This window comes from Actinomadura atramentaria DSM 43919 (genome assembly GCF_000381885.1).
In the GTDB taxonomy this organism is placed as follows: domain Bacteria; phylum Actinomycetota; class Actinomycetes; order Streptosporangiales; family Streptosporangiaceae; genus Spirillospora; species Spirillospora atramentaria.
In genome coordinates this window covers 60,487-85,825 of sequence record NZ_KB907214.1, presented here as the reverse complement: position 1 = coordinate 85,825, position 25,339 = coordinate 60,487, and the positions used below count along the sequence as shown (strand labels likewise).

Here is a 25,339-nt window from a genome sequence, read left to right as displayed (position 1 = left end):
TGGATTGGGGAAGGGGACCGGTCATCGCAGGTTCCGCCGCCGATAGCCGCGCGCGGCGAGGTAGCCGAACACAGTGGCGAGCCCGATCGTCCAGGCGAGCGAACGCGTCAGCGGCCCGGCGAGCGCGCCGCCGTGCGCGAGGGCGCGCATCGCCTCGATGACCGACGAGAGGGGATTGACGGCCGCGACGGGCCGCACCCGGTCGGCGAGCGATTCGCGCGGGACGAACCCGGTGGAGAAGAACGACAGTGCGACCAACAGCGCGTTCAGCGCGGACGCCGACGTCTCGGCCGCCACCGCCCGCACCGCGACGGCGATCATCACGCAGCCGAGCGCCGCGCCGAACGCCACCGGCAGCACCAGGAACCCGGCGATCTCCAGCGGCCCGGTGTCGAACCGGAAGCCGAGCGCGAGGCCCGCCGCGACGACGACGGCCACGGTGACCGCGCCCCGGACCGCCTCGGCCGCCAACCGCCCGACCAGCGGCGCGCCCGCCGCCATCGGCAGGGTGCGGAGCCGGTCGTCCATCCCGCCGTGCAGGTCTGCGTGGAAGGTGGACGCGGGTGTTCAGCGGCCCGTCCGCCGCCGCGAGCCAGCCGAGCAGCGGCGCCGACCGCGCGACGGGCGCGGCGCGCAGCCGGCCCAGCGTGCCGCCCGCCGCGTCCTCGGCCGCGCCGACCGCCGCCGACATCGCGTTGAAGAACATCGCCTGGACGATCACGGCGGGAAGCAGGTATTGGGCGTAGTCGACGCCCGCACGCTTCATGACCTCGCCGAACACGCCGAAGAACAGCGCGGCGAACAGCAATGGCGTCAGGATCGGGCCGATGATCGCGGCCAGGCGGCGGCTCATCAGCCGGAGCTGGCGGCCCGCCAGCAGCAGGCCGTCGGCCGCCGGGGACGGGCGGGGCGCGGTCGCGGCGGTCATGCGCCCTCCCGCGCGCCGCCCGCGCCCGCGCCGGTGAGCGCGAAGAAGACGTCGTCGAGGGCCGGGCGGCGCAGCGCGAGGTCGTCCACGGCCACGTCGGCGGCGTCCAGCACGCGGACGATCTCCGCGAGCGTGCCGCCGCCCCGCGCGGGCACGGTCAGCCCGCCCTCGACGGCCGTCACCGCGAAGCGCGCGCCGAGCGCGGCGGCGGCGCGGTCGCGGGCGTCGCCGGGCGGCAGCGCCAGGCGGCAGACCGAGCCGCCGACCTTGTCCTTGAGTTCGGCGGCGGTGCCTTCGGCGATGACGCGGCCGTGGTCGATGACGGTGACGCGGTCCGCGAGCTCGTCGGCTTCCTGGAGGTACTGGGTCGTCAGCAGGATCGTGACGCTCTCGGCGCGCAGCTCGCGGACGACGTCCCACAGCAGCACGCGGCTGGTGGGGTCCAGGCTGGTGGTCGGCTCGTCCAGGAACAGCACCACCGGACGCGACACCATCGAGACGGCCAGGTCCAACCGCGGCCGCATCCCGCCGCAGAACCCGCCGGCGGTGCGGTCGGCGGCCTCGGCCAGCCCGAACCGCTCCAGCAGCTCGTCCGCGCGGGCGCGCGCGGCCCGCTTTCCGAGCTTGAGCAGCCGCCCGAGCGGCACGAGGTTCTCGCGGGCGGTGAGCCCGGCGTCCAGTGCGGCGAACTGCCCGGTCAACCCGATCGAGGACCGGACGAGGTCGGCGTCGGCGACCGTGTTGTGCCCGGCGACGCGCGCGCTCCCGCCGTCCAGGCGGACCAGCGTGGTCAGCACGTTGATCGCCGTGGTCTTGCCTGCTCCGTTCGGGCCGAGCAGCCCGACCAGCGCGCGTTCCGGCACGGTCAGCGACAGGCCCCACAGCGCGTGGACCGCACCGAAACTCTTGTCCACCGCGTCGAACTCGCTGACGTTCACGGCCGCCCCTTCCGTGGCCCGGGGCCACTGGTCTCGCTGAGCCGTCCACCGAAGTAAGGCGAACCTAACTTAGGCTTGCCTTACTTAACAAGACGTGGTGGCTTGCGGGCTCTCGGCGGTGCGGGTGGCCGATCCGTCGCGGTGCCCCCGGCGGGCCGCGGCATATGGCGACACCACGAAACAAATTGGTCGATTATTGGGTCAAGGCGTGCGCAATTCATTCTCTTCTGGCGCTGGGTAGGAGTAGCCCTTCGCATGTGGTGGGGCGACGGTCTCGCTGTTCCGTAGTTCAGCTGAACTGCGACTTTGCCCAAAGTCGAAGCGCACTTTTCCCGCTCTGAACTTTCCATACAGGAATTATGTGCTAATCGACTGTGGCTCCGAGGCAACCGTTGCCACCTTTTCTATGGGTGGATTAAGTGGTTATGTGTCGCGGGTCGACGCAAGCGCACGCGGGCTCCCCGCCGCGTCCCCCACGCGCCGGGAGGCCGGGAACCGGAGGCACGACCATGCTCACCGCCATCGGGGCCGGGTTCGGCAGGACCGGCACCTCCTCGCTCAAGGCCGCCCTCGAACTGCTCGGCCTCGGGCCGTGCCACCACATGAAGGAGGTCCTCGACGTCCCCGAGCAGGTCCGCGCGTGGGGGCGGGCGGCGCACGGCGCCCCCGTCGACTGGGGCGAACTGCTGCGCGGCTACCGCTCCGCGATCGACTGGCCGTCCGCCCGGTACTGGCGCGCGCTCGCGGCCCGGTACCCGGACGCGCGGATCATCCTCACCGAGCGGGACCCCGACGCCTGGTACGAGAGCACGCTGAACACGATCTACGCGTTCTCGCGGCAGCGCGCGCCGATGGACGATCCGGCCATGCGGGCGATCCGGGAGATGGTCGACGCGACGGTCTGGAACGGCGTCTTCGGCGGTCGGTTCGAGGACCGGGCGCACGCCATCGGCGTCTACCTGCGCAACAGCGAGGAGGTCCGCGCCGAGGTTCCCGCCGACCGGCTGCTCGTCTACCGGCCGGGCGACGGCTGGGAGCCGCTCTGCGACTTCTTCGGCCTGCCGGTCCCCGCCGAGCCGTATCCGCACCTCAACGACCGCGCCACGATCCTCGCCGAGGCGGCGGAGCGTTTCGCGGACCGCTGACGCCGGGCTGGCGGCCCGGTGACCCGGCTGCCCGGCGACCCGGCTGCCCGGCTGCCCTGCGGACCGGCTGCCCGACGGCCCAGCGGACCGGTGGGCCGCGGCCGCGGCTGCCGGTCCGGGCGGGAGCGCGCGGGTATCGTGAACGAAGATCCGATTCGTCCACGTGACCGCGATAGGAGCGCCTTATCAGCAGGCCCACGATCGCGCAGCTCCGCGCGTTCCTCGCCCTCGCCGAGCACCTGCACTTCCGCGACGCCGCCGCCGCGCTGCGGATGAGCCAGCCCGCGCTCTCCGGCGCGGTCGCGGCGCTGGAGGAGGCGCTCGACACGCGCCTGGTCGAGCGCACGACGCGGCGCGTCCTGCTGACCCCGGCGGGGGAGCGCGTCGCGCGCCGCGCCGAGTCGATCATGGACGAGCTGGACCGGCTGGTCGAGGAGGTCAACGCGGTGCGCGGGCCGCTGGTCGGCCCGTTGCGCGTCGGCGTGATCCCGACGGTCGCGCCCTACCTGCTGCCGATCGTCCTCCCGCGCCTCGCGGCCGAGTTCCCCGACCTCGAACTGACGGTCCACGAGGAGCAGACCGAGCAGATCACCGCCGAACTGCTCGCCGGGCGGCTCGACGTCATCCTGCTCGCGCTGCCGGTGAACGCGCCGGGCGTGACGGAACTGACGCTCTATGACGAGGACTTCGTGCTCGTCGCGCCCGCCGGCGCGGATCTTCCCGGCGGCGCGCTGCCGCGCACGGCCCTCGCCGACCTGGACGTCATCCTGCTCAACGAGGGCCACTGCCTGCGCGACCAAGCGCTCGACGTCTGCCGCGAGGCGGGCGCGCGCGCCACCGCCGCGACGTACGCGACGAGCCTCGCGACGCTCGTGCAGCTCGTCTCGGGCGGTTTCGGCGTGACGCTCGTCCCGGAGACGGCGCTCCCGGTCGAGACGCGCGCCGCGCCGGGCCTCACTCCGCACCGCTTCGCCGACCCCGCCCCCTACCGGCGGATCGGCCTCGGCTTCCGCGCGACGTCACCGCGGTCGGCGGAGTTCGAGACCCTCGCCGCGGCCCTCCGCACGGCCGTCGCCGAGGAGATCGCCGCGGTCCGCCTCCCCGCCTGAACCGGGCGCGCGCGATGCGCTGCCTTGGACAGAGGTTCACCGACCGCAATAGTCGGTAACTGCGTGTTTTGGTACTAAGTCGGGTAATCTCCTGCCAATCGCGGCGCGTCTGAACTTAGGGCACGTCGACGTGTCCATGCTGGCGCACGGGGCGGTCCTCCCCGACGTTCCAGGCTCCCGGTTTCCCCCTGTCATGGACTTCTGGAGGGTTTGAGATGTCCGCCAAGCTCAGCGTCGTGGTCCCCATGAACAACGTGGAGGACTATCTGAGCGACTGCCTGGGCTCGCTGGCCGCGCAGACGCTGCGCGACCTGGAGATCATCCTGGTGGACGACGGCTCGCTCGACGGCACGGCGGTCATCGCCAAGCGGTTCGCCGAGCGCGACCCCCGGTTCCGCGTCGTCCAGCAGGAGAACCTCGGCCCGGGAGCGGCGCGCAACCACGGCATCCAATACGCCACCGGCGAGTACCTGGCCTTCGCGGACGGCGACGACGTCGTCCCGCCCGACGCCTACGCGGTGCTGGTTGGCTCGCTCGAGCGCAGCGGGTCCGACCTGGCGTGCGGCAACGCCCAGCGCATCGACGCGGACCGCCGCTGGCAGTCGTGGATCCACGAAGGCGTCTTCAAGAAGACGACGAAGAAGACGCGGATCTCCGAGCGTCCGCTGCTGGTCCGCGACCGGACCGTCTGGAACAAGGTCTTCCGCCGGTCGTTCTGGGACGCCAACGGGTTCAGCTTCCCCGACGGCCTGTACGAGGACGTCCCGGTCGCGATGGCCGCCCATCTCGCGGCCTCGGCCATCGACGTCATCGACGAGGTCGTCTACTACTGGCGGAAGCGCTCCGGCTCGATCACCGACGCCCGGTTCGACCGCGAGAACTTCGCCCAGCGCGTGGACGTCTCCGTCGCGCTGCGCGAGCGCATCGCCGCCGCCGGCCCCGAGGTGGTCGCCGCGTTCGACGAGCACTCGCTGATCGACGTCGACGTCCGCGTTCTGCTCGAAGGACTGCCCCGCGCCTCCGACGAGGACCGCCCGGCGCTGATGGAGATCGGCGCCCGCGCCGTCCGCACCGCCTCGGCCGACGTCCGGCGCAGACTGCCCGCGCTGCTGCGGCTCCAGCTCTACATGCTGGAGCACGGCCGGCTGGACGAGCTGCTGGAAGTCCTCGCCTTCATTCGGCTCGGGCGGCCGAAGTCCGTCCGCTACGTCAAGCGCGGCCTTCGCTCCCGCTGGTTCGCGGAATACCCCTACTTCGACGACCCCGCCACCGGTTTCCCGGCCGACCTCTACGACGTCACCGACGAGCTGGAGGCCGTCGCCCACGTGGACTCCTTCGAGTGGGCGGGGGACCGGCTGCGCATCGAGGGCCACGCGTACATCGGCGGCGTCGACGCCTCCGAGCAGAGCGACCTGAAGCTCCGACTCTGGCTCGTCGCCGACGACAAGATCGGCTTTCGCAAGCTGTCCGTGGAGCGCGTCCGCCGCCCCGACGTCACCGCGAACGCCAAGCAGTCATCCGTCTCCTGTGAATGGTCCGGGTTCGTCACCGAAGTGGACCCCGCGTCGCTGAAAGTCCTGGGCCGTCGCCGCGACGTCGACTGGCGGCTCGTCGTCGAGATCAACGCGCAGGGCGTCAAACGGCGGCGAAACCTTGGCATCCCGCGTTCGGCAAGGCAGCGCTGGCCGCTGCAGCGCGAGCTGGCCGACGGCGTCTACTGCCAGGTGATCGCCTCGCGCTGGCTGCGGCTGCGCGCCCGCGTGCCCGGCGCGGTCGTCCTGGAGCACCACCGCGTCGGCGACGACCTGGAGTTCATCGGCACGCTCGCGCAGCGGCCCGACCCGAAGACCAGGTTCGTCGCGGCGCTCCCGCGTCACGGCGTGAAAATCAAGGCGCCCCTGGAGATCAGCGGGGAGGACGGCGGACGTCTCCGCTTCCGCACCCGCGTGCCGCTCGCCGAACTCGGCGGCGAGAAGGCGGTCGCGCCCGATGCGGTGGACGCGCAGCTCCCGACGTGGGAGGCGGGCGTCGGCGCCTCCTGGACGCTCGAACTGAGCGACGGGACCAAGCTGCTGCTGCACGACGGGCCGGACGCCGCCGACGCCCGCTACACGATCCCCGGCCGTGAGGGCGTCGAGTTCGCGGTCAGCCGCACGCGATTCGACCACATCTCCGGCTACTCCCGGCCCGCGCTGCCGATGGTCACCAGCGCCGTGTGGGAGGACGACGACCGGCTCGTGCTCGGCGGCGACTGGGCCGGCGGCGAGGCGCGGCGGCCGCAGACAATCGTCCTGCGCCGGAACCGGTCGAGCCAGGAGCACCTCGTCGATCTCGACTGGGATGGGGACCGGTTCACCGCGGCCTTCTCCCCGCGCGGCATGCCGCAGTTCGGGCTGCTCACCGCGCTCGGCCGCGGCAATTGGAATGTGCGGATGCGTACGGGCGAACGCGAAATCCCGGTGCTCGTCGAGCGCCGTGCCATGCGTTCGCTCCCGGAGCCGCACGTCAGCGGCTTCCACTCGATCGAGATCCACTCGACGCGCGTCGAGGAACTCCAGCTCCGCGTCCGCGCGGCCCACCGTCCCGAGGACGCCGGGGGTTACGCGCAGCGGATGCTCCAGACCGTCGAGTATCCGCGGTTCCGGACGCAGCCCCTGCTGAACCTCGCGCTGTTCGACGCGTTCGACGGGCGGCAGATGTCGGACAACCCGCGCGGCGTCTTCAACGCGCTGCGCCGCCGCGACCCGGAAATGGAATGCGTCTGGGTGACGAGGGACGGCCAGTTCCCCCATCTCGACGGCGCGCGGACGGTACTGTCGGGTAGCCGCGAGCACTATGAGGCGCTGGGCCGCGCGAAGCTGATCGTCGGCAACTGGCGGCAACCCGAATGGTTCGAGAAGCGCCCCGACCAGATCTACGTCCAGTGCTGGCACGGGACGCCGCTCAAGAAGATCGGCTACGACCTCAAGGAAATGCCCTATAAGCGCACCGAGGGCGTCCAGTGGATGGAGAAGGAGGTTCCGCAGTGGAACTTCCTCGTCGCCCAGAACGCGTTCTCCACGCCGCTCTTCCGTAGCGCTTTCCGGTACGAGGGCGAGATCATCGAGACGGGATATCCGCGCGACGACCTCCTCAACCAGCCGGAACGGCACACGCTGGAGATCGACGTTCGGCGCCGCCTCGGCATCCCGCCCGGCAAGAAGGTCATCATGTACGCGCCGACCTGGCGCGACGACTTCCATTTCGCGGTCGGTACCCGGGCCTTCGAGCTGCAGCTCGATCTGGACCGCCTCGGTGCGGAGCTGGGCGACGACCACGTTCTGCTCCTGCGCACGCACTACCTCGTCACGGACAAGCCGCGGCAGGGCGAGAACCCGTTCGTGATCGATGTCTCGGACTATCCGGATATCGCGGAGCTGTATCTGACGACCGATGTGTTCATCACGGATTACTCGTCCTCGATGTTCGACTTCGCGGTCACCGGCAAGCCGATGCTCTTCTACACCTACGACCTCGACCGGTACCGCGACCACGTCCGCGGATTCTACTTCGACTTCGAGGCGGAATCGCCCGGCCCGCTGCTGCGTACCAGCGACGAGGTCCTGCAGGCGCTGAGGGAACTGCCGGACGTGTCGGCCCGCTACGCCGTCGCCTATGCGGCGTTCCGGGAGAAGTACTGCCCCCACGACGACGGCCACGCGGGCGACCGCGTCCTCGACCGGGCCCTCGGCGAGCGCTGAGTCCGCTCCCGCCGCGCGAACACCCGCGGCGGGACGTGGGCGAACGCAGGGCCGACCGCGATTTCATCGCAATCAGCACCCGTCAGATCACCGCGCGTTAGCATCGGGGGCGCCGCCGAGTTCCCCCGCCACGGCGGCCTGACGGGAGGTTGCGACATGTCCCCCAAACTCAGCGTCGTCGTGCCCGCGCACAACGTCGTGGAACATCTCCCCGCGTGCCTGGACTCGCTCGCGGGCCAGACCCTGCGCGACCTCGAAGTGATCGTGGTGGACGACGGGTCCACCGACGGATCAGGTGCGGTCGCGCGGGCGTTCGCCGGCGCCGACGACCGGTTCCGGGTCGTCCACGAGCAGCACCGCGGCCCCGGTCCGGCCCGCAACGCCGGAGTCCGCCGCGCCACCGGCCGCTACCTGGCGTTCGCCGACGCCGACGACGTCGTCCCCCCGCAGGCGTACCGCCGCATGCTCGGCTCGCTGGAGCGCAGCGGCTCCGACCTCGCCACCGGCGGCGTGGAGCGGATCGACGGCGACCGCGCGTGGCGGTCGTGGATGCACGACGGCGTCTTCAGCCGTCCCGCGGCGGGCGTCCGCATCGCCGACCGGCCCCTCCTGGTCCGCGACCGCTGCGTCTGGAACAAGATGTTCCGCCGCTCGTTCTGGAACGAGCACGACTTCGAGTTCCCGGACGGCTTCTACGAGGACGTCCCGGTCGCGCTCGGCGCGCATCTCGCCGCGACCTCGGTGGACGTGCTCGACGACGTCGTCTACCGGTGGCGCAAGCGGACCGGGTCGATCACCGAGGCCCGCTTCGACCGGGACAACTACGCGCAGCGCATCGGCGTGGCCCTCGCCCTGCGCGAGCGCGTCGCGCGGCGCGCGCCCGCGCTGCTGCCCGCCTTCGACGAGCACTCGCTGATCGACGTCGACGTCCGCGTGCTGCTCGAAGGACTGCCGCGCACCGCCGACGAGGACCGCGCCGCCCTCATGGAGCTCGGCGCGGAGGCCGTCCGCAGCGCCGGGCCGGGCGTGCGCGCGAAGCTCCCCGCCCTGCTGCGGCTCCAGCTCCACCTGCTCGAACACCAGCGGCTGGACGACCTCCTCGACGTCCTCGCGTTCGTCCGGCTCGGCGGCCCGAAGCGCGCGGCCTTCGTGCGGCGCGGCGGCCTGCGCCCCCGGTGGTACGCCGAGTACCCGTTCTTCGACGACGCCGACCGCGACCTGCCGTGCGACCTCTACGACGTCACCGACGAGATGAAGGCCGTCGCCCGCGTCGACTCCGTCGCGTGGACGGACGGGCGGCTGCGCGTCGAGGGGCACGCCTACGTCGCGCGTGTGGGCGCGGCCGCGCCCGACGACATGCGGCTGCGGCTGTGGCTGCTCGCCGAGGACAAGCTCGGGCTGCGCCGCGTTCACGCCGTCCGCGTGACCAGGCCCGACGTCACCGCCGCGTCCGGCCAGTCGGCCGTCTCCTGCGACGGGACGGGCTTCGTCGCCGAGATCGACCCCGTCGACCTCAAGGTCCTCGGCCGGCGCCGCCAGATCGACTGGCGGCTCGTCGCGGAGGTGTCGGCGCGCGGCGTGCGCCGCCGCGTCGGCGTCGCCGGACCGCGCTCGGCGCGGCACCGCTGGCCGGTCCCGGCGGCCCTCCCGGACGGATCACGCGTCTGGGCGATCGGGGCGGGCGGCTTCCGGCTCCGCGTGCGGCGGCCGAGCGCGCTCGTCACCGCGCACCGCCGCGTCGCCGACGCGCTGGAGATCGAGGGCGTCCTCGCCCACGCGCCCGCGGAGGGGGCCGTGCTGGTCGCCCGGTCCGGCCCCGGCGCGAAGCTCAAGGCGAACTTGGAGGTCGGCGCGCTGCCCGGCGGCGGCGTCTCGTTCTGGGCGCGGCTGCCGCTCCGGGACCTCGCGCCCGACCGGGTGCTGCCCGCCGGATCGCCCGGCGCGACGTGGACGCTGGCGCTCGCGGACGGGTCGCCGCTGCACGTGGACGCGTCCGACGGGGCCGCCGACGCCTGCCACCCCGTGCCGGGGCGGGAGAGCGCCGAGGCCGTCGTCACGCGGACCCGTACCGGCGACCTGTGCGTCGTCGTCCGGCCGTCCGCGCCCGTCGTCACCCGCGTCCGCTGGGACTCCAGCGACCGGCTGACGCTGTCCGGCACGTGCGCCGGAGCGGCGCGGCCGACCGAGTTCTTACTGCGCAGGGAACGCTCCGGCCAGCAGTACTCGGTTCCCGTCTCGTGGAAGGGCGATGCGTTCACGGCGGTCTTCGCGCCGTCGCGGATGTCGCGTTTCGGGGTCGAGATGCCGCTCGGCCGGGGCAAGTGGAACGTCGTGTGCCCGGCCGCGCATACCGAACTGCCGGTCGCCGTCGCGCGCGACGCCGCGGCGGGCCTGCCCGCGCCCCGGATCGTCGGCTTCCACGAGGTCGAACCGCACGCCGCCAAGGACGACGCGCTGCAGCTCCGCATCCGCCAAGGCCTGCCGCACGCCGAACGCGGCGGGTACGCGCAGTCGCGGCTGCGCACCGCCGACTATCCGCGCTACCGCACCCGGCCGCTCCTGGACCTGGCCGTGTTCGACGCGTTCAACGGCCGCCAGTGCTCCGACAACCCGCGCGGCGTCTTCGACGAACTGCGTCGGACGGGCACCGGGATGGACTGCGTCTGGGTCACCGCGGACGGCCAGTTCCCCCAGCCGGACGGCGCGCGCACGGTTCTCGCCGGCAGCCGCGAGCACTATGAGGCGCTGGCCCGCGCGAAGCTGATCGTCGGCAACTGGCGGCAGCCCGAATGGTTCGACAAGCGTGAGGGCCAGACCTACGTCCAGTGCTGGCACGGGACGCCGCTGAAGAAAGTCGGCTACGACCTGCGGGAAATGCCGTACAAGCGGACCGAGGGCGCGGACTGGATGACCCAGGACGTCCCCCAGTGGGATCTGCTGCTCGCGCAGAGCCCGTACGTCGTGCCGTTCCTGCGGAGCGCTTTCCGCTACGACGGGCCGGTCCTCGACGCCGGCTATCCACGCAACGACCTGCTCAACAGGCCGGAGCGGCACGCGCTCGGGCTGCGCGTCCGCGAGCGCCTGGGAATCCCGCGCGGCAAGCGCGTCGTGATGTACGCGCCGACCTGGCGGGACGACTTCCACTTCGCGGTGGGCAAGCGGGCGTTCCAGCTCGAACTCGATCTGGAGCGCGCCGCGAAGGCGCTCGGCGACGATTACGTGCTCCTGCTGCGCACGCATTATCTCGTCACGGACAAGCCGAAGCCGGGGGAGAACCCGTTCGTCATCGACGTGTCGGACTACCCGGATATCGCGGAGCTGTACCTGATCACCGATGTCTTCGTGACGGACTACTCTTCGTCGATGTTCGATTTCGCGGTGACGGGCAAGCCGATGCTCTTCTTCACCTACGACCTGGAGCGTTATCGCGACCACGTCCGCGGCTTCTACTTCGACTTCGAGTCGATGGCGCCCGGTCCGCTGCTGCGCACCAGCGACGAGGTCATCGAGGCGCTGGGCGACGTTGAGGACGTCACGAACCGGCACGCGCTGGCGTACGCGGGATTCCGCGCGCGCTTCTGCCCGGCCGACGACGGCAACGCCGCGGCGCGCGTCCTCGAGCGCGTCCTGCCGACCCGCGTGGGCCTCGACCTGCCGGCCTGACGCGGTCCCCGGTGCGGTCGGCGGCCGCCGCGCTCCAGCCGTCTTCGAGCGGCGTGACGATCCGTGCGGCGGCCGCGTCGGGATCGTCCCGGCGCGGATCCGGCATGTGGAGGCGGAGCGGGTTGAGGACGGACCGTCCGGCGGGACGATTCCGGACGGCTCCGACGAGCTTCGCCTCCACATCGGCGTTTTCGTCGAACAGCGGGGCTTCCTTGCCGTTCGAAAAGTGCTTGAAGAGCATCGTTGCGGATACGTCGGCCTCGTCCCGGACATTAACCACGTCGTAGCCGCGCTCGGTGAAGAGCCTGAAGGCCGCATCCGCGATTGCCTGGCGGGTCGCGGCCTTCGTGCGTTCACGACGTCCCATCGTCTCGGTCACGAGTTCCTGCTGATTGATCGGGCGCGAACATGTAGTTGCATGTTCCGTCGGCATCGGCGTTGCAGTCGGCCTGCGCCGCTGTATTTGTGAGCTGATCAAGCACCGTCATTTGCGCTTCCGCTTCGGCTTACCGCTGTCGGCCTGCGGCCCGTTTTTCGAGGCGCCGCGTTTCCGGCTCGGCTTCTCGCCGTCAGACCGGGGCAGCGGGACGTTCGTGCCGTCCATCGTGAGCACGGTGGTGTTGCGGTACGGGCTCCACCCGGTGCCCATGAGCGGACCGAGACTCATGAGCCTGGGCCTCGTCGGTGCCGAGTCGGCGGGGCTGTGCGCGGTCGGCACGGACTTCATCGCCCTCCTGCCAGCGGCGATCGGTACGGCGGCGGCCATTTTCGCGGGCGCGTGGTCTGCGGGGTTCGGCTCGGCGTTGGTGGGCCGGATGTCGATGGGTGTGGGAGTTCCGTTCCGGTGCGAGTAGCGGACCAGACGGAGGACCTGGGCGGTGGGGTACTCGACGCTGCGCAGGACGAGACCGTTGCGGTTGACCTCCCTGATCTCGGTGATGCCGTCGTGGGTGACGGTCTCGACGCGGCGGCCGATGCGCTCGGCTCGCAGGGTGAAGTGCTCGGTGCGGCCGCCGTCGCCGATGGCCAGGACTTCGATGCTGTCTCCACGCATGAGCGGTGGTTCCCTTCCGGGTCGTCGGGCTGGGACCTTGAGTAGACCCAGACCCGAAGACCTGCCGCACCCACGCGTCAACCCTGTGGATAACCTCCCGTCCCGACGTGGACGCCGGGTTGTGTTTCTGCAGCTTGTTGGCGGTTCGGCCTGTGCGTTGGATGACCCCTGCGCGTTCGGTGGAGCTGGCGGCTCTGCTGAGTTGCCGGACGGGACGATCAGAGCGGCTTGCGGACCAGCGCCACGAGTGTGCCGCCGGGAACGGCTCCGAGCGGGAGACGTCGTTCAAGCGCGCTGAGGTGCGCGATCCTCCGGTTGATGTGGGTGGGGAGCGCTTTGGTCAGGAGACCGGGACGACGGCGGAGCGCACCGCCCAGCAGAACGTTCCGGTAGCGCACGCGCTCCACACGAAGACCCACGCTCCGCGCGAGTGCTGTGATGGAGCGGCGGTCGTGGTGGCGAGTGGAGACCGTCAGGAAAGCGATCCCGTCGGGGAGCAGGACGCGCGCGATCTCGGAGATAGCCGCCCGGTCGTTCTTGGTGGGAAGGATGTCCAGCGCGGATACGAAGTGGAACTCCTCGTCATCGAGGGGGAGGGCGCAAGGGTCGCCGAGGCGGGCGTCGAGTCCGGCGCAGCGCGCGGTATCCACACGCGTGCCCGATGAGTCGATCGCCACGACGTCCCATCCCCGGTCAGCGAGGACACGGGCGTCGCAGGCCCCGCCGAGGTGCAGGGCGCGTCGCGCGACGAAACGCTCGGCCGTGCGGGCGAGCAGCATCCGCCGTTCACGGTGCCACCAGTGTTCGGCGGTGGCGCGGACGGGCCGCTGGATCTCGATGGTGTCCATGTCGCCCACTTTGGTGACCTCGCGTGACGCGGTGCCCAGGTGCCGCGCCGCCGCTACGTGATCTTGGGGCGGCTTTGGCGTCGGCCCGGTCAGTCGGGCCGGTGCGCGCGGGCGACCAGAGTCGTTCCCGGCAACGTCCCGAGGGGAAGCCGTCGTTCGGCGGCGAGCGTGAGCGTCAGGAGGCGGTTCACCGAAGGGCGGCGGGATCGCGTCTCCCAACCGTGGACGCGGTGCCGCCGCAGCCGGACCAGTGGGCGCAGCAGGACGTTCAGGTTCACGACGAAGTCGAGGACGAGCCCGGCGTCGGCGACCAGCAGCGCCAGGGCGTCGCGCGTGTAGCGGCGGACGCGGCCGAGCGTGAGGTCGTGCGCGGACCAGAGCGCGAGGTCGCACGGGACCGACACGAGCGCGACGCCGCCCGGACGCAGGACGCGCGCCATCTCCCACGCGGCGAGGCCGTCGTCGTCCACGTGCGCGAACGTCCCGAACGCGACGGCGAGGTCGAACGAGCCGGACGGCAGCGGCAGCCAGCGGGCGTCGGCCTCGTAGGCGTCCACGCCCGAGGCGCGGCAGCGCGCGACGGCCGCCGGGTCGGCGTCCACCGCGGTGACGTCCCAGCCCTGCGCGATGAGGACGCGGGAGTACGCGCCGTCGCTCGCGCCGATGTCCAGGGCGTGCGCGGGTTCACCGAGACGCCGCAGCTCACGGGTCAGAACGGCCCGCCGCGCCCGGCTCCACCAGTGGCCGTCCGCCGGCGCGCGGGTGTCGATCGTCTGCACGGGACAAGCGGACGCGATGCCGCTCCCGCGCGCGACCTGCGCCGCCGCTCATGAGCGGATCGTGGAGCGGTCTTGCCCGACGCATGGCGTCCGGCGGATCGGCGGTCGGCGTGTCGTTCGCCGGAGCGAGACCACGGCTTCCCGCGATTGGCGCGGGCAGGATCCAGGAGGCTGGCGGGTCGCCATCAGCCGTGGAGAGATCGACCTAAATGACCGGAGGGTCGGCCACCGTCGTCCGACCGACATGCAACCGGCCTGGTGCCGCCGGTCCGCAGCTCAGTGGCCGTGGTGTTCGACGCTCGCCGTCACACATGAGGCTGACTCGCCGTTCTCGCAAGCTTCGCCCGGAAGCTCGTCCAGCACGTCAGGCCGCAGAACATCCACCGAACCGTGGGCGTTCGGGCAGGTGACCGACGGCAGCTCAGACTGCGGCGTGTCGGTCCAACGGCCCGGCATCCACTCGCGCGGTGATCGGCTGGAAACCTAGGACATTCGGACGAACAGTCCGTATTCGTCTGGCAGGTCAGGACCGGTGGCGTCGGACCAGGCGGATCGTCACCAGAAGGGCGAGCAGGGCAGCGAGCGCGGGGGCGGCCCGGCGGGTGAGCGACGGCGCGGTCGGTTCCGGCAGGGGCAGGGACGCCGCGTCGTCGTGATGGGTCGCCGGTCGCAGCGGCACCACCGTGGACAGCAGGGTGGGCAGGTCGTCCGGCCCGGTGGACCGCTGGCGCGGGATGAGCGGGGTGACCGTTCCGACGTCGGCGGCCGGGTCGGGGAACGGGTCGCTGATCGGTTTCGGCGTGATCTCCTCGACGGGGACGCGGATCTCGGGGATCGGCGGCGGCTCCGTGCCCTCGGGTTCCGGGACGATCTTCGGTTCGGCGGCGATGCCGGGTTCTGGGACGGCGTGGATTCCCGGCGTGCTCTCCGAAGCCGACGCGGTTACGCCGTCGTGGGCGGGGCCGGTCTCCAACGCGGAACCCGTTTCGGGTTCAGCATCGGGAACAACACCGGTGTCGTCGGCAGGACGGGACGCGAGGTCGGCGGTGAGGTTCTTGGCGAACCGCGCGATGAGGCGCGCGACGACACCCGCGAGCGCGTCGGAACCCGCTTCGGTGAGGCGGCCCGTGACACGCAGGTCGGTCCGCACGCTCACCCGGGTCGCGCCGTCGTCCTCGGCCAGGGTGCCGTGCAGCGTCGCCGCCGCCGCGCCGGGGCCGCGCGCCTCCCGGCCCTCCGCCTCGACCGTGAACGTACGCGCGTCGGGGTCGGCGACCGCCACGCGGATCGTGCCGCGAAAAGTGACGGTGATCGGCCCGGCCTTCACCCGGAGCCGACCGGCGTACGCGCCGCCGTCGATGGAGTCGAGCGTCGCGCCGGGGACGCTGGGAACGAGCGCCGGAACGTCTCTGAGCACCGACCAGGCCCGATCCACCGGTATCGGAACGGTGAATTCGTGGTCGAGCTGCATCGTTTCGGTCCTTATCGTCAGGGGGCTTGCCCCGTGACCCTACGACCGTCCCCCGGCCCGCCGCCAGACGCCTCCGGGGAACGAACGGCGAACGACTTACCGGTCATAACCGGGCATCGTCCGGAGATCGGTTTGACAACCCTCGGTAACGGCGTGTCTCCTAGGTCCCATGCCAGCGCGCCTCGCCCTCCACAGCCCCGTGGCTCTCCGCCGCGCGGCCAGCGCGCTGTGTCTTTCGTGTTGTCGCCGCTGACGATTCCCCGCAGCGTCCCGTCCGGTGCGCGCCGTTCGCCGCCCGGACCCAGCCCTCTCTTCCGGCTTCCGGCCGCATCCGCGCGGCCGTACACGAAGGACCCCCGATGGTTCCCGACCTGATCATGCGCGGCCAGGACGACCCGCACGGCCGTGTCCTCGCGCCCCGGCCCGCGACGGTCGGCGTGCTCGCCGCCCGCCTCTTGGAGCTCGCCGCCGACCCCGCCGCCTGGTGGCCGACCGTCCGCTTCGACCCCGCCGCCGCGCTCACCGTGCCGCTGGACGAGCGTGCCGGCGTCCGGACCTGGATCACCGTTCACCCGCCCGGCCACCGCTCCGACCCGCAGGCACCGGCCGGGACGGAGGTCTGCGTGCTCGTCGCGGGCGAGCTGACCGAGACGGCCCTCACCGACGACGGCGTCGCGGATCGCCCGCTCCGGCCGAGCGGCGTCCGCGTCCGCGCCGCCGGATCGGCCCGCGTCGTCGCCAACCCGGCCCCCGCTTACGCCGTCACCCTCCACGCCACCGCACTCTGACCGGCCAGCCGTCCGCGCGAGCGGGCACCTACGCGGCCGTCTGACCGGGCGACCCTCAGCGGGACCGTTGCGGATACGGGCGTCCGACCGGACGATCCTTAGCGCGAGAGGCTGCGGACGCGGGTGTCTGACCGGCGGCCCTCAGACCGAGTAGCCAGGAAGGCGGATGTCCGCTTGGACGAGCCTCAGCGTGAACGGTCACGGACGCGGGCGTCTGACCGGCGACCCTTAGGGCGAGCGGCCACGGACGTGGATGTCCGCTTGGACGAGCCTCAGCGCGAGCGGCTGCGGACGCGGGTGTCTGACCGGCGGTCTTCAGGGCGAGCGGCCACTGACGCGGATGTCCGCTTGGGTGATCCTCAGCGGGAGCGGTCACAGGTTGCGGACTTCTGATCGGACGGGCGTGAGCGGTCGCGGACGTGGATGATCGCGCGTGCGATTCCCACCAGGCCGAGACCGACGAACACCGAGGCGACGATCACTCGGACGTCCAGTGGGGACCGGCCCGTCGTCCCAAGGACCAGGAAGAACGCGGCGGCGGCTCCGAACAGCAGTCCGGCCAGTACCGCGCTCGGGTCGAAGCGGCGCGCGGGGCGCTTCTGGTCAGCCACGGCGCACCTCCACGTCCCCGAGCCCGGTCCGGACGTTCAGGTCGATCACCGGCGGATCGGCGACCGGGCTCTCCGGTTCGAGCACCTGCGTGTGGTCGATCTTCGGGCCGTTGAGGGTGTGCCGGTCGACCGTCAGGTCGCCGACCAGCAGTCGCGCGGTGAGGTTCACCCGCGCGCCGCGCGGCACCGTCAACTTGAGCGCGCCCATGACCACGTCCGCCTTGATCCGGACGCGCTCGCCGTTGCCGACGGCCAGGCGCGTGAGGTCGAGTCGGCCGGTGCCGACCGTCAGGTGGTATCCCTGCTGCGTGCTCGCCACGGTGGCGGGCCTCCAATCGACGTCACCGATCCGTATTCCGTGGGGCGACTTCATGACCACCGTGTCCGTCAGGAGGGCGAGGGTGAGCAGGGCCCCGGCCAGCACGAGGCCCCGTGTCCTGATCCAGCCGCCCGCCAGCAGCCCCACGGAGACCACGGCGAGCGCGGCCCCGCCGACGACGAGCACCGTGCGCTCGTCCGGAAGGCCGTCGGCGAAAGGGTAGACGGCGGCACAGACGGCGAACGCGATCCACAGAGTGACGACGGAGAGCGGCGACCACGCCTTGCGCGCCTTCTTCGGCTTCGGCGGCTTCGCCGGCGCGGGCGGGGCTTCCGGCGCTTCCGGCTCGGTGGGGTATCCGTTCCGCGACGAGTATTCGGCCAGGTCGATCATCCCGTCCGGAACCCGCGTCGTCGTGGGCTGCTTGTCCAGCGACACCGGGGAACCCGTCGCGGGCTCCGGCGGTTGGCCGTGCAGCCGCTCGGGCATGCTCCGGGCCAGCGCCGCGAAGTCCACGCCCCGGGAGTGCGCGACGAGCAGTGCCAACCCGAAGATCGTCAGCGTCGTGACCGCGTTCGCGGAGAAACCCGACCCGGCCAGCCCCGCGACGACGACAGCGCACCAGAAAGCGCCGAGGAGCGCGAGCACCGTGGTCGCGTCGAACCGGCGCTTGAAGATCCGCTCGGCGTGCGACGCCTCTGCGGGCGAGGGCGCCATCAGGAGATAGGCCGCGATGTAGAGCGGGATGCCCTGGCCCTGCGCGACGACCAGCAACCCGAACGCCACCCGGTACACGACGGCGTCGATGCCGGTCCGGGCGCTCAGCCCGGTGCAGACGCCCGCGAGGATTCGCCCCTCCGGAACGCGCGTCAGCCGCCCCTCGCGCGGGGCCGGCTGCGGGTCGGCCTCCGCCGTCCCGCCCGCGGGTGCGTTCATGGGCTCCCTCTCCTCGTCCGTTCGCCGGTCGTCCGCCATGCGTCCATCGTGGCGGGCGGACGCGGCCGGGCGGTATCGGGCACACCCCTGACCGGACCCTGAGGCTGATCTCAGGGAACCGGGGGTGCGTCCCCCGATGCGCTCGCCCGCGCGCACGTGTGACGATCGGTGTCATGGAGGAGACGAGCGACGCGGTCACCGGCCGCCGCCTGCGAAGACGGGCCAACGGCAGGCTGCTGGCCGGGGCGGCGCGCGGTCTCGCCGAACACCTCGGCGTGGACGTGGCCATCGTCCGCGTCGCGTTCGTGCTGCTGACGGTCGGCGGCGGGCTGGGCTTGGCCGCGTACGGCGCCTTCTGGCTGCTCGTCCCGCGTGACACCGACGCCCCGACGCGTATCGGCGGCCGCGACTGGGGGCAGCTCCTGGCGTACGGCGCGGTCACCGTCGGGCTGTCCAGCCTCACGTGGGGCGCGAACGCCGCGCAGGCGGCGGTCTGGCCGTTCCTCGCGGGCGGCATCGGCGCGGCGATCCTGTGGCAGCAGGCCGACCGCGAGCAGCGGCAGCGCTGGATGATGCCGCTGCGGCGGATGTGGCTGCGCAGCGTCATCGGGCTGCTCCTGGTGATCGGCGGCATCGCCGGGTTCGTGGCGCGGCAGGTGGACGCGGGCGAGGCCCGGTACGTCGTGATCGCGACGCTGATCATCCTGACCGGCGTCACCGTGATCGCGACGCCGTGGGTCGTACGGCTCTGGCAGGACCTCGACACCGAGCGGCAGGAGCGCGTCCGCTCCGAGGAGCGCGCCGAGCTCGCCGCCCACATCCACGACTCGGTGCTGCACACGCTGACGCTGATTCAACGGAACGCGTCCGACCCGCGCGAGGTGCAGCGGCTCGCGCGCTCGCAGGAACGGACGCTGCGGAGCTGGCTGTACCAGCCGCGGGCCGACCCCGACCGCACGTTCGCCGCGGCGATCAGGGAGACGGCCGGCGAGGTCGAGGACCTGCACGGCGTGCCGATCGAGATCGTCGTCGTCGGGGACACCGCGCTCGACGACCGGCTCGGGGCGGCGCTGCAGGCGGCGCGCGAGGCGATGGTGAACGCGGCGAAGTACTCCGGGGCCGCGCCCGTGTCGGTGTACGCCGAGGTCGAGGGCGACGCGGTCAGCGTGTTCGTCCGCGATCGGGGGAAGGGGTTCGACCTCGACGCCATCCCCGGCGACAGGATGGGCGTCCGGGGGTCCATCATCGGACGTATGGAGCGCAACGGCGGCACCGCCTCGGTCCGCACCGCTCCCGGCGAGGGCACCGAGGTCAGGTTGGAGATCAGGAAGTCATGAATCGGGTCGTGCTGGTCGATGACCACCAGATGTTCCGCACGGGCGTGCGGGCGGAGCTGGGCTCCGACGTGGAGATCGTCGGCGAGGCGGGCGACGTGGACGAGGCCGTCGCCGTCATCAAGGCGGAGACGCCCGACGTCGTGCTGCTCGACGTCCACCTGCCCGGAGGCGGCGGTATCGAGGTGCTGCGCCGGCTGCACGGAACGGTCCCTTCCCGGTTCCTCGCCCTGTCGGTGTCAGACGCCGCCGAAGACGTCATCGGCGTCGTGCGCGGCGGCGCGCGCGGCTACGTCACCAAGACGATCTCGGGGCCGGAGCTGACCGACGCCATCGCCCGCGTCGCGGACGGCGACGCCGTCTTCTCGCCCCGGCTCGCCGGGTTCGTCCTGGACGCGTTCGCCGCGACCGACGCCCCTCCCGCCGATCCCGAGCTGGACCAGATCACGCAGCGGGAGCGGGAGGTGCTGCGGCTCATCGCGCGCGGCTACGCCTACAAGGAGATCGCACGGGAGCTGTTCATCTCGGTGAAGACCGTCGAGACGCACGTGTCCAGCGTCCTGCGCAAGCTCCAGCTCTCCAACCGCCACGAACTCTCCCGGTGGGCCGCCGCCCGCCGCCTCGTGTAGGCGGCGGGCCGGTCGCGTCGCCCACGCCCGTCAGTAGTCCTCGACCGTGTACGAGTTCACGACCTCGGTGAAGTTGGGCAGGTCCGGGTCCTCGCGGCCTTCCAGCTCGGCTTCCACCCGGCGCTTGTTGATGTACGCGAGGTCCTGGTTCGCCTTGACGAAGTCGCGCAGCTTCGCCTCGTACTCGGCGAACGCCCGCACGTGGTCGCCGCCCGCGCGGTGCAGTTCGCCGGCCAGGACGTACGCGCCGATCAGCGCCATGCTCGTGCCCTGCCCCGACAGCGGCGACCCGCAGTATCCGGCGTCCCCGAGCAGGACGACGCGGCCGCGCGACCAGTGATCCAGCCGCACCTGCGCCATCGCGTCGAAGTGGAAGTCCGGGGCGTTCCACATGTGCATGAGGAACTGCGGGATGACCCAGCCCTTGCCCGCGAACTCGTCGGCCATGATCTTCTTCTGCTCGGCGATGTCCCGGAAGTCGTACCGCAGCGGGGTCTCGCGCTGGAAGCCGAGGTAGACGCGGCTCTCGGTGTTGTCCCGGACGCTCATCACGCCGCCGCCCCAGTCGCTGTCGGGAACCTGGTGGAAGACCTGCCAGCGGTCCAGGCCGAGGAAGTTCGGCGCCGTCCACACCGCCAGGTAGGTGCCGAGGAGGTTCAGGAACGACTCCTCGGGGCCGAACGCGATCCGCCGCGTCGTGGAGTGCAGGCCGTCCGCTCCGACGACGACGCCGAACGTGCGGCGCGCGCCGCTCTCGAAGACGACGTCCACGCCGCCGTCGTGCTCGTCCAGCGAGGCGATCGAGTCGCCGAAGACGTACTCGACGCCGTTCCCGGCCGCCCGCATGATCGTGTCGGCGAGGTCGTCGCGGAGGATCTCCACGTCCGGCGAGGACAGGTCGCCGCCGGTCAGGGTCTGCTCCTCGCTGCGGTACACCTCGCGGCCGTCCGCGTCCACCATGCTCATGCCGCGCATCCGCACGGCCCGCTCCCGGATCTCCGCGAGGACGCCCATGCGCTCCGCGACCTCCAGCGCCGGTCCGCGCACGTCGATGGCCTGGCCGCCGGGGCGCGGCCCGCCGGCGTTGCGTTCGACGATCGTCACGGGGAAGCCGTACCGGACGAGCCAGTACGCGAGCGCCGGGCCGGCGACGCTCGCGCCGGAGATGAGGATTGAAGGGAATTCGTTGTTCGCCATGCCGAGAACTCTCGGCGGGACCGCTGACCGGTCACGCACCGGCGGCTGACCGGGCCTCCTCGATCCAGTGCGCGGCTCCCCAGAGGTCTCCGGTCTCGCGCGCGGCGGCGAAGTGGCGCGCGGCCTCGTCCTCGCGGCCGAGCAGACGCGCGAGTTCGCCGAGCGTCTGCGGGATCGGCCGCAGTGCGATCGACAGGCTCTCCAACCCGGCGGGCGCGGCGTCCTTGTACGGGAGCAGCGCGTCGTAGAGCGGTGCGGCGGCCGCGCGGTCGCCCAAGGCGACGACCGTCAGCGCGCGGAAAGTCGTGAACAGCGTGAAGAAGAAATCGGGGGCGATCGGGGGTGCGTGGGCGAGCATCGTCGCGGCGTCGTCCGCGCGTCCGGCGGCGGCGAGCCCGGCGGCCAGGATGTCGGCCGAAATCGGTCCGAGCTGGGCGAAGACGGCGTCGGCGTCGTCCGCCAGAGCCGCGGTCCGGCCTTGCGCGACCAGCAGCGAGGCCCTGGCCAAGTACAGGAAGCCTTCGGCGTGCAGGGAGCCCTGCCGGGCCATCGCGGCGACGGCGCGCTCGTAGCGGTGGCCGGCGGCGTCGAATCGGCCTTCCGCCGCGTCCATCGCGGCCAGCGCGCATTCGGTCGTCGCCGCCGCGTCCGGCATCCGGTAGCGCTCGGCCAGTTCCGCGGCCTCGGTGAGCAGCCGCGTCGGTTCCGCCGGGCCGCTCGCCACGGACGCCTGCGCGAGGGTGAGCAGCCCGATCCAGCGCGGTACCGGAAGGTCGTGTTCTTCTCCGAGCGCGACCAGCTTCCGCGACAAGTCCGGCATCTCGGTGCTGCCGTGCAGTTCGCGGCAGAGGGTTACGAGCGTCAGGGCCTGGAGCAACGGGTCGCCGAGCTCGGCCGCGAGCGCGCTGGCCTCCGTCGCGGCGGCGCGGGCCGATGGGTCGCGCGCGCCCGCGACTTCCGCCGCGTACATGTTCAGCAGGCGGCAGCGGGTCTCAGCGGTCAGGTCGTCGCGGGCCAGGAGCTGTTGCAGTCTGCTGATGAGCTGGTCGTCGACCGTTCCGTACGGGCGGGTCTGCCAGGGGGTCGGTTCCGTCCATGCGGTGAACGCGGCGATCAGGAGATCGTCGCGGTCCGCTGCCGTGGCCAGGTCCACGGCGAGCTGCCGCGCCGCGCGCGCACCGGTGATGTCGCCCGCGCGGACCCGCGCCCGCAGCAGCCGTCCGAGGAGGTCGGCGCGGTCGGCGTCCAGGTCTCCGTCGGGGGCCGGGGAGCGGAGCGCGTGGGCGTCCAGCGCTGCGTCGAGCAGTTCCACCGCTGTCTCGTGCGCGTATCTGGCTTCCGCCAGTTCCGCCGCTCGCACCGCGTACTGGACGGCCTTCGCCGCCGTCGCGGCCGTTCCGGCGGCGAGGAAGTGGCGCGCGAGCGCGGGCGCGTCGTTGGGATCGAGCCGTTCCAGCGCCGCGCCGAGGCGCGCGTGCGTTCGGCCGCGCCGCAGCGGGCCGAGGTCGCCCGCCATCGTGTCCCGGACGAGCGCGTGCGCGAAGCGCAGCCGGCCCGGCCCGGACTCGGTGAGCAGGCCCGCGATGATCCCCGCGTCGAGCGCGTCGAGGACCGCGTCCTCGTCCGCGTCGGCGGCCTCGATCACCACATCCGCGCGGACGTCGCCGCCCGCCAGGGCCGCGACCCGCAGCACCGCCACCGCCGCGTCCGGCAGCCGCGCCAACCGCCGCCGCAGCACGTCGCGGACTCCCTCGGGGACCTCCGACACCGCGACGAGCGCGCCTTCGGAGTTCAGCAGCCGGACGCTTTCGCGCACGTAGAACGGATTGCCGCCGGTTCGGTCGGCCAGAGCCGCGATCGTCGTCTCGTCCGCCGGGGCTGCGCCACCCGCCGTGGTCAGTGCGGCGACGAGCCGCGCGACCGAGTCCACCGGAAGGCCGCGCAACGGGAGCCGGAGCGGTGACCGGCGGGCCAGCGCGGCGAGGGTTCCGGTGAGGCGTTCGGATTCCTCGGCGCGGAACGTCGTGACCAGGAGGACGGGGGCGTCCGGGGCGGTCGCGGCCGCGTCGAGCAGCGCGAGGGTCGCGGCGTCCGCCCAGTGGAGGTCGTCCAGCAGCACGGCGACCGGACGTTCCCGCGCGGCGTCCGTCAGCCACTGCCACACCGCGCGGTGGAGCCGGAAGCGGCCCGCCGCCGGGTCGGTTCGGACGGGCTCGGGGGATTCGGCCAGCAGCGGGCCGAGCGCGGTTCCGTCCGGGCCCTCGGGCGGCGGGGCGTCGGCCGCGACGGTTCGGAGCGCTTCCGTCCACGCCCACGCCGATGGCGCGCCGGAGTCCTCCGGGCAGCGGCCCCACGCGACGAGCCAGCCGTCGGCCGCCAGTTCCGTCGCCAGCGCGTCGAGCAGGGAGGACTTGCCGAGTCCGGCCTCGCCGCTGACGAGCGCGACGCGCAGTGCGCCGCTCGCCGCCTCGGCGGCGACGGAACGCAACGCCGCCAGCTCTTCGTCGCGTCCCACGAGGCCGGAGTCCGCCGGTTCGCCTGTGCGGCGCGGGAGCGTAGCGCGGGTCGGCGCGTTGACGGCGGCGTTGGTCGTCGCCGCGCGGACCTGGTCGCCCTTGGATGCATGCGCTTCGGTCCGGGAGCGGTTGGTCGCGTCATTGGTGCGGGACCGTCCGTCGCCAGTGATCGCGGGAAGCCCGGACGTGCGGGGCGCAGCCGCCCGGGGCGGCCGCCCTCCAGCCGCATCCGGGCCGGTCGTGACGAACGGTTCCCCGGCGCTGGGCGGCCCGTGCTCGGACGTGGCCGCGCGAAGCCGATCTTCCTCGGCTGCGCGGGAGCTAGCCGTCTGAGACGGCTCGTTCCGGCCGGGTTCGCGGGAGTGCTCGCGGTCGGACGCCATCGTTCGGGGCGGTTCGTTGTGGGACGCGGTCGCTTCGGCTTGCGCGTCCGGCTGAACCGGTTCGTGTTCCGAGGGAGTCGATGGAGATTCCGTACGGAAGGGCACTGGTAGGCCGGTTCCCGTTCGGTGCGGTTCAGGACGCAGGGTTGGCAGCGCGGTCGCGTCCGCCGACAGGATGGCCCGTTCCAAGTCCGTCAGTGCCTGTCCCGGGTCGAGGCCCAGTTCGTCGGCCAGCACCTCGCGGGCGCGGCGCAGGACGGCGAGCGCGTCGCCTTGGCGGCGCCCGGCCCACAGCGCCAGCGCGTGCAGCCGCCAGCCCTCCTCGCGCAGCGGCTCGTCGCGGGTGAGCCGCGCGGCCTCGGTCACCGCGTCCGCCACGGCGCCAGCCCGCAGCGCCGCGTCGGCCCGCAGCTCGCGCGCCGTCGACCGCAGTTCTGCGAGCCGCGCGACCTCCGGCGCCGCCCACGGCTCGTCGGCGGCCTCCGCGAAGGCCGGGCCGCGCCACAGGGCCAGCGCCGCGTCCAGCAGCCGCCGCGCCGCCACCGGGTCGGACTCCGCGGAGGCCGCCGCGAGCAGCGACTCGAACCGCCACGCGTCCACCGCGTCGGCGGGCAGCCGCAGCGCATACCCGGGCGGCGCGCTGACGAGCAGGGTCGCGGGCGCACGCGGCGGCCGGTCCGGTTCGAGCAGCCGCCGCAGGTTCGACACGTACGCCTGCAGCGACGCCACCGCCCGCGCGGGCGGCTCGCCGCGCCACAGGTCCTCGATCAGCCGGTCCACCGGGACGACGGCGCCTCGCGCCGCGACGAGCCGCGCCAGCACGCCGCGCTGGCGCGGGCCGCCGAGCGGCGCGGCGCGGCCCCCGACCTCTGCGGCGAACGCGCCGAGAACGCTGATCTCGATCATCGCCGCGTTCAACGCGCCGGGTTCCAAGAGCATTCCAAGTCGGCC

18 protein-coding genes and 1 pseudogene are annotated in these 25,339 nt (G+C 72.5%); 8 read left to right on the top strand and 11 right to left on the bottom strand.

The window, feature by feature from the left end; translation table 11 throughout:
- Window positions 1-21: 21 nt before the first annotated feature.
- Window positions 22-528, bottom strand: a complete 507-nt coding sequence (locus G339_RS34175) for an ABC transporter permease (protein ID WP_019632448.1) — start codon at window positions 526-528, stop codon at window positions 22-24.
- Between the two features lie 35 nt (window positions 529-563).
- Between G339_RS34175 and G339_RS38940 the strand changes: the two genes are divergently transcribed.
- Window positions 564-746 carry a hypothetical protein gene (locus tag G339_RS38940; protein ID WP_019632447.1) on the top strand — a complete coding sequence of 61 codons (183 nt, stop codon included), beginning with the start codon at window positions 564-566 and terminating at the stop codon, window positions 744-746.
- 178 nt (window positions 747-924) lie between these two features.
- Here the strand turns inward: G339_RS38940 and G339_RS0117855 are convergent, their stop codons facing one another.
- Entirely contained in the window at window positions 925-1,866 is a 942-nt protein-coding gene (locus G339_RS0117855; RefSeq protein WP_019632445.1) for an ATP-binding cassette domain-containing protein, read from the bottom strand.
- 509 nt (window positions 1,867-2,375) lie between these two features.
- Between G339_RS0117855 and G339_RS0117850 the strand changes: the two genes are divergently transcribed.
- The 4 genes from G339_RS0117850 (at window position 2,376) to G339_RS0117835 (ending at window position 11,523) form a co-directional block, all read left to right on the top strand.
- Window positions 2,376-3,011, top strand: a complete 636-nt coding sequence (locus G339_RS0117850) for a sulfotransferase family protein (protein WP_019632444.1) — start codon at window positions 2,376-2,378, stop codon at window positions 3,009-3,011.
- A gap of 185 nt (window positions 3,012-3,196) precedes the next feature.
- Window positions 3,197-4,120 carry a LysR substrate-binding domain-containing protein gene (locus tag G339_RS0117845; protein WP_026341559.1) on the top strand — a complete coding sequence of 308 codons (924 nt, stop codon included), beginning with the start codon at window positions 3,197-3,199 and terminating at the stop codon, window positions 4,118-4,120.
- Between the two features lie 215 nt (window positions 4,121-4,335).
- Entirely contained in the window at window positions 4,336-7,860 is a 3,525-nt protein-coding gene (locus tag G339_RS0117840; protein WP_019632442.1) for a bifunctional glycosyltransferase/CDP-glycerol:glycerophosphate glycerophosphotransferase, read from the top strand.
- Window positions 7,861-8,016: 156 nt separating this feature from the next.
- Window positions 8,017-11,523 (top strand): bifunctional glycosyltransferase/CDP-glycerol:glycerophosphate glycerophosphotransferase, encoded by a 3,507-nt coding sequence (locus tag G339_RS0117835; RefSeq protein ID WP_019632441.1) that lies wholly within the window; start codon window positions 8,017-8,019, stop codon window positions 11,521-11,523.
- 262 nt (window positions 11,524-11,785) lie between these two features.
- Here G339_RS0117835 and G339_RS40470 read toward each other — a convergent pair.
- The 5 genes and pseudogenes from G339_RS40470 to G339_RS36860 all read right to left on the bottom strand — a co-directional run.
- A pseudogene (locus G339_RS40470) lies at window positions 11,786-11,890 on the bottom strand (TetR/AcrR family transcriptional regulator); the annotation flags it as partial.
- A gap of 117 nt (window positions 11,891-12,007) precedes the next feature.
- The gene (locus tag G339_RS38935; protein WP_157407839.1) at window positions 12,008-12,577 is read right to left on the bottom strand and encodes a hypothetical protein; all 570 of its coding nucleotides are present in this window, start codon (window positions 12,575-12,577) and stop codon (window positions 12,008-12,010) included.
- Between the two features lie 218 nt (window positions 12,578-12,795).
- Window positions 12,796-13,425: a class I SAM-dependent methyltransferase gene (locus G339_RS0117820; protein WP_157407838.1), complete on the bottom strand. Its 630-nt coding sequence runs from the start codon at window positions 13,423-13,425 to the stop codon at window positions 12,796-12,798.
- 89 nt (window positions 13,426-13,514) lie between these two features.
- Entirely contained in the window at window positions 13,515-14,204 is a 690-nt protein-coding gene (locus G339_RS0117815) for a class I SAM-dependent methyltransferase (protein WP_019632437.1), read from the bottom strand.
- 523 nt (window positions 14,205-14,727) lie between these two features.
- A complete protein-coding gene (locus tag G339_RS36860; protein WP_019632436.1) occupies window positions 14,728-15,675 on the bottom strand; it encodes an SRPBCC family protein in 948 nt (315 codons plus the stop codon).
- Window positions 15,676-16,034: 359 nt separating this feature from the next.
- On the opposite strand from G339_RS36860, the gene G339_RS0117805 reads away from it, so the two are divergent.
- A complete protein-coding gene (locus G339_RS0117805) occupies window positions 16,035-16,463 on the top strand; it encodes a hypothetical protein (protein WP_019632435.1) in 429 nt (142 codons plus the stop codon).
- Window positions 16,464-16,822: 359 nt separating this feature from the next.
- Here the strand turns inward: G339_RS0117805 and G339_RS34165 are convergent, their stop codons facing one another.
- Together G339_RS34165 and G339_RS0117795 are read right to left on the bottom strand one after the other, a co-directional pair.
- Entirely contained in the window at window positions 16,823-17,074 is a 252-nt protein-coding gene (locus G339_RS34165; protein WP_019632434.1) for a hypothetical protein, read from the bottom strand.
- Window positions 17,067-18,329 carry a PspC domain-containing protein gene (locus G339_RS0117795; RefSeq protein WP_169514759.1) on the bottom strand — a complete coding sequence of 421 codons (1,263 nt, stop codon included), beginning with the start codon at window positions 18,327-18,329 and terminating at the stop codon, window positions 17,067-17,069. Before G339_RS0117795 ends, G339_RS34165 begins: the two co-directional genes overlap by 8 nt.
- Window positions 18,330-18,502: 173 nt before the next feature.
- Here G339_RS0117795 and G339_RS0117790 point away from each other — a divergent pair, with 173 nt between their 5' ends.
- Together G339_RS0117790 and G339_RS0117785 are read left to right on the top strand one after the other, a co-directional pair.
- Window positions 18,503-19,666: a PspC domain-containing protein gene (locus G339_RS0117790; RefSeq protein ID WP_019632432.1), complete on the top strand. Its 1,164-nt coding sequence runs from the start codon at window positions 18,503-18,505 to the stop codon at window positions 19,664-19,666.
- A complete protein-coding gene (locus G339_RS0117785; protein ID WP_019632431.1) occupies window positions 19,663-20,292 on the top strand; it encodes a response regulator in 630 nt (209 codons plus the stop codon). Before G339_RS0117790 ends, G339_RS0117785 begins: the two co-directional genes overlap by 4 nt.
- Window positions 20,293-20,322: 30 nt before the next feature.
- On the opposite strand, the gene G339_RS0117780 is transcribed toward G339_RS0117785, so the two are convergent.
- Both G339_RS0117780 and G339_RS0117775 read right to left on the bottom strand, forming a co-directional pair.
- The gene (locus tag G339_RS0117780; protein WP_019632430.1) at window positions 20,323-21,489 is read right to left on the bottom strand and encodes an FAD-dependent monooxygenase; all 1,167 of its coding nucleotides are present in this window, start codon (window positions 21,487-21,489) and stop codon (window positions 20,323-20,325) included.
- Window positions 21,490-21,520: 31 nt separating this feature from the next.
- Window positions 21,521-25,327 (bottom strand): ATP-binding protein, encoded by a 3,807-nt coding sequence (locus G339_RS0117775; RefSeq protein ID WP_019632429.1) that lies wholly within the window; start codon window positions 25,325-25,327, stop codon window positions 21,521-21,523.
- Between the last annotated feature and the right edge of the window lie 12 nt (window positions 25,328-25,339).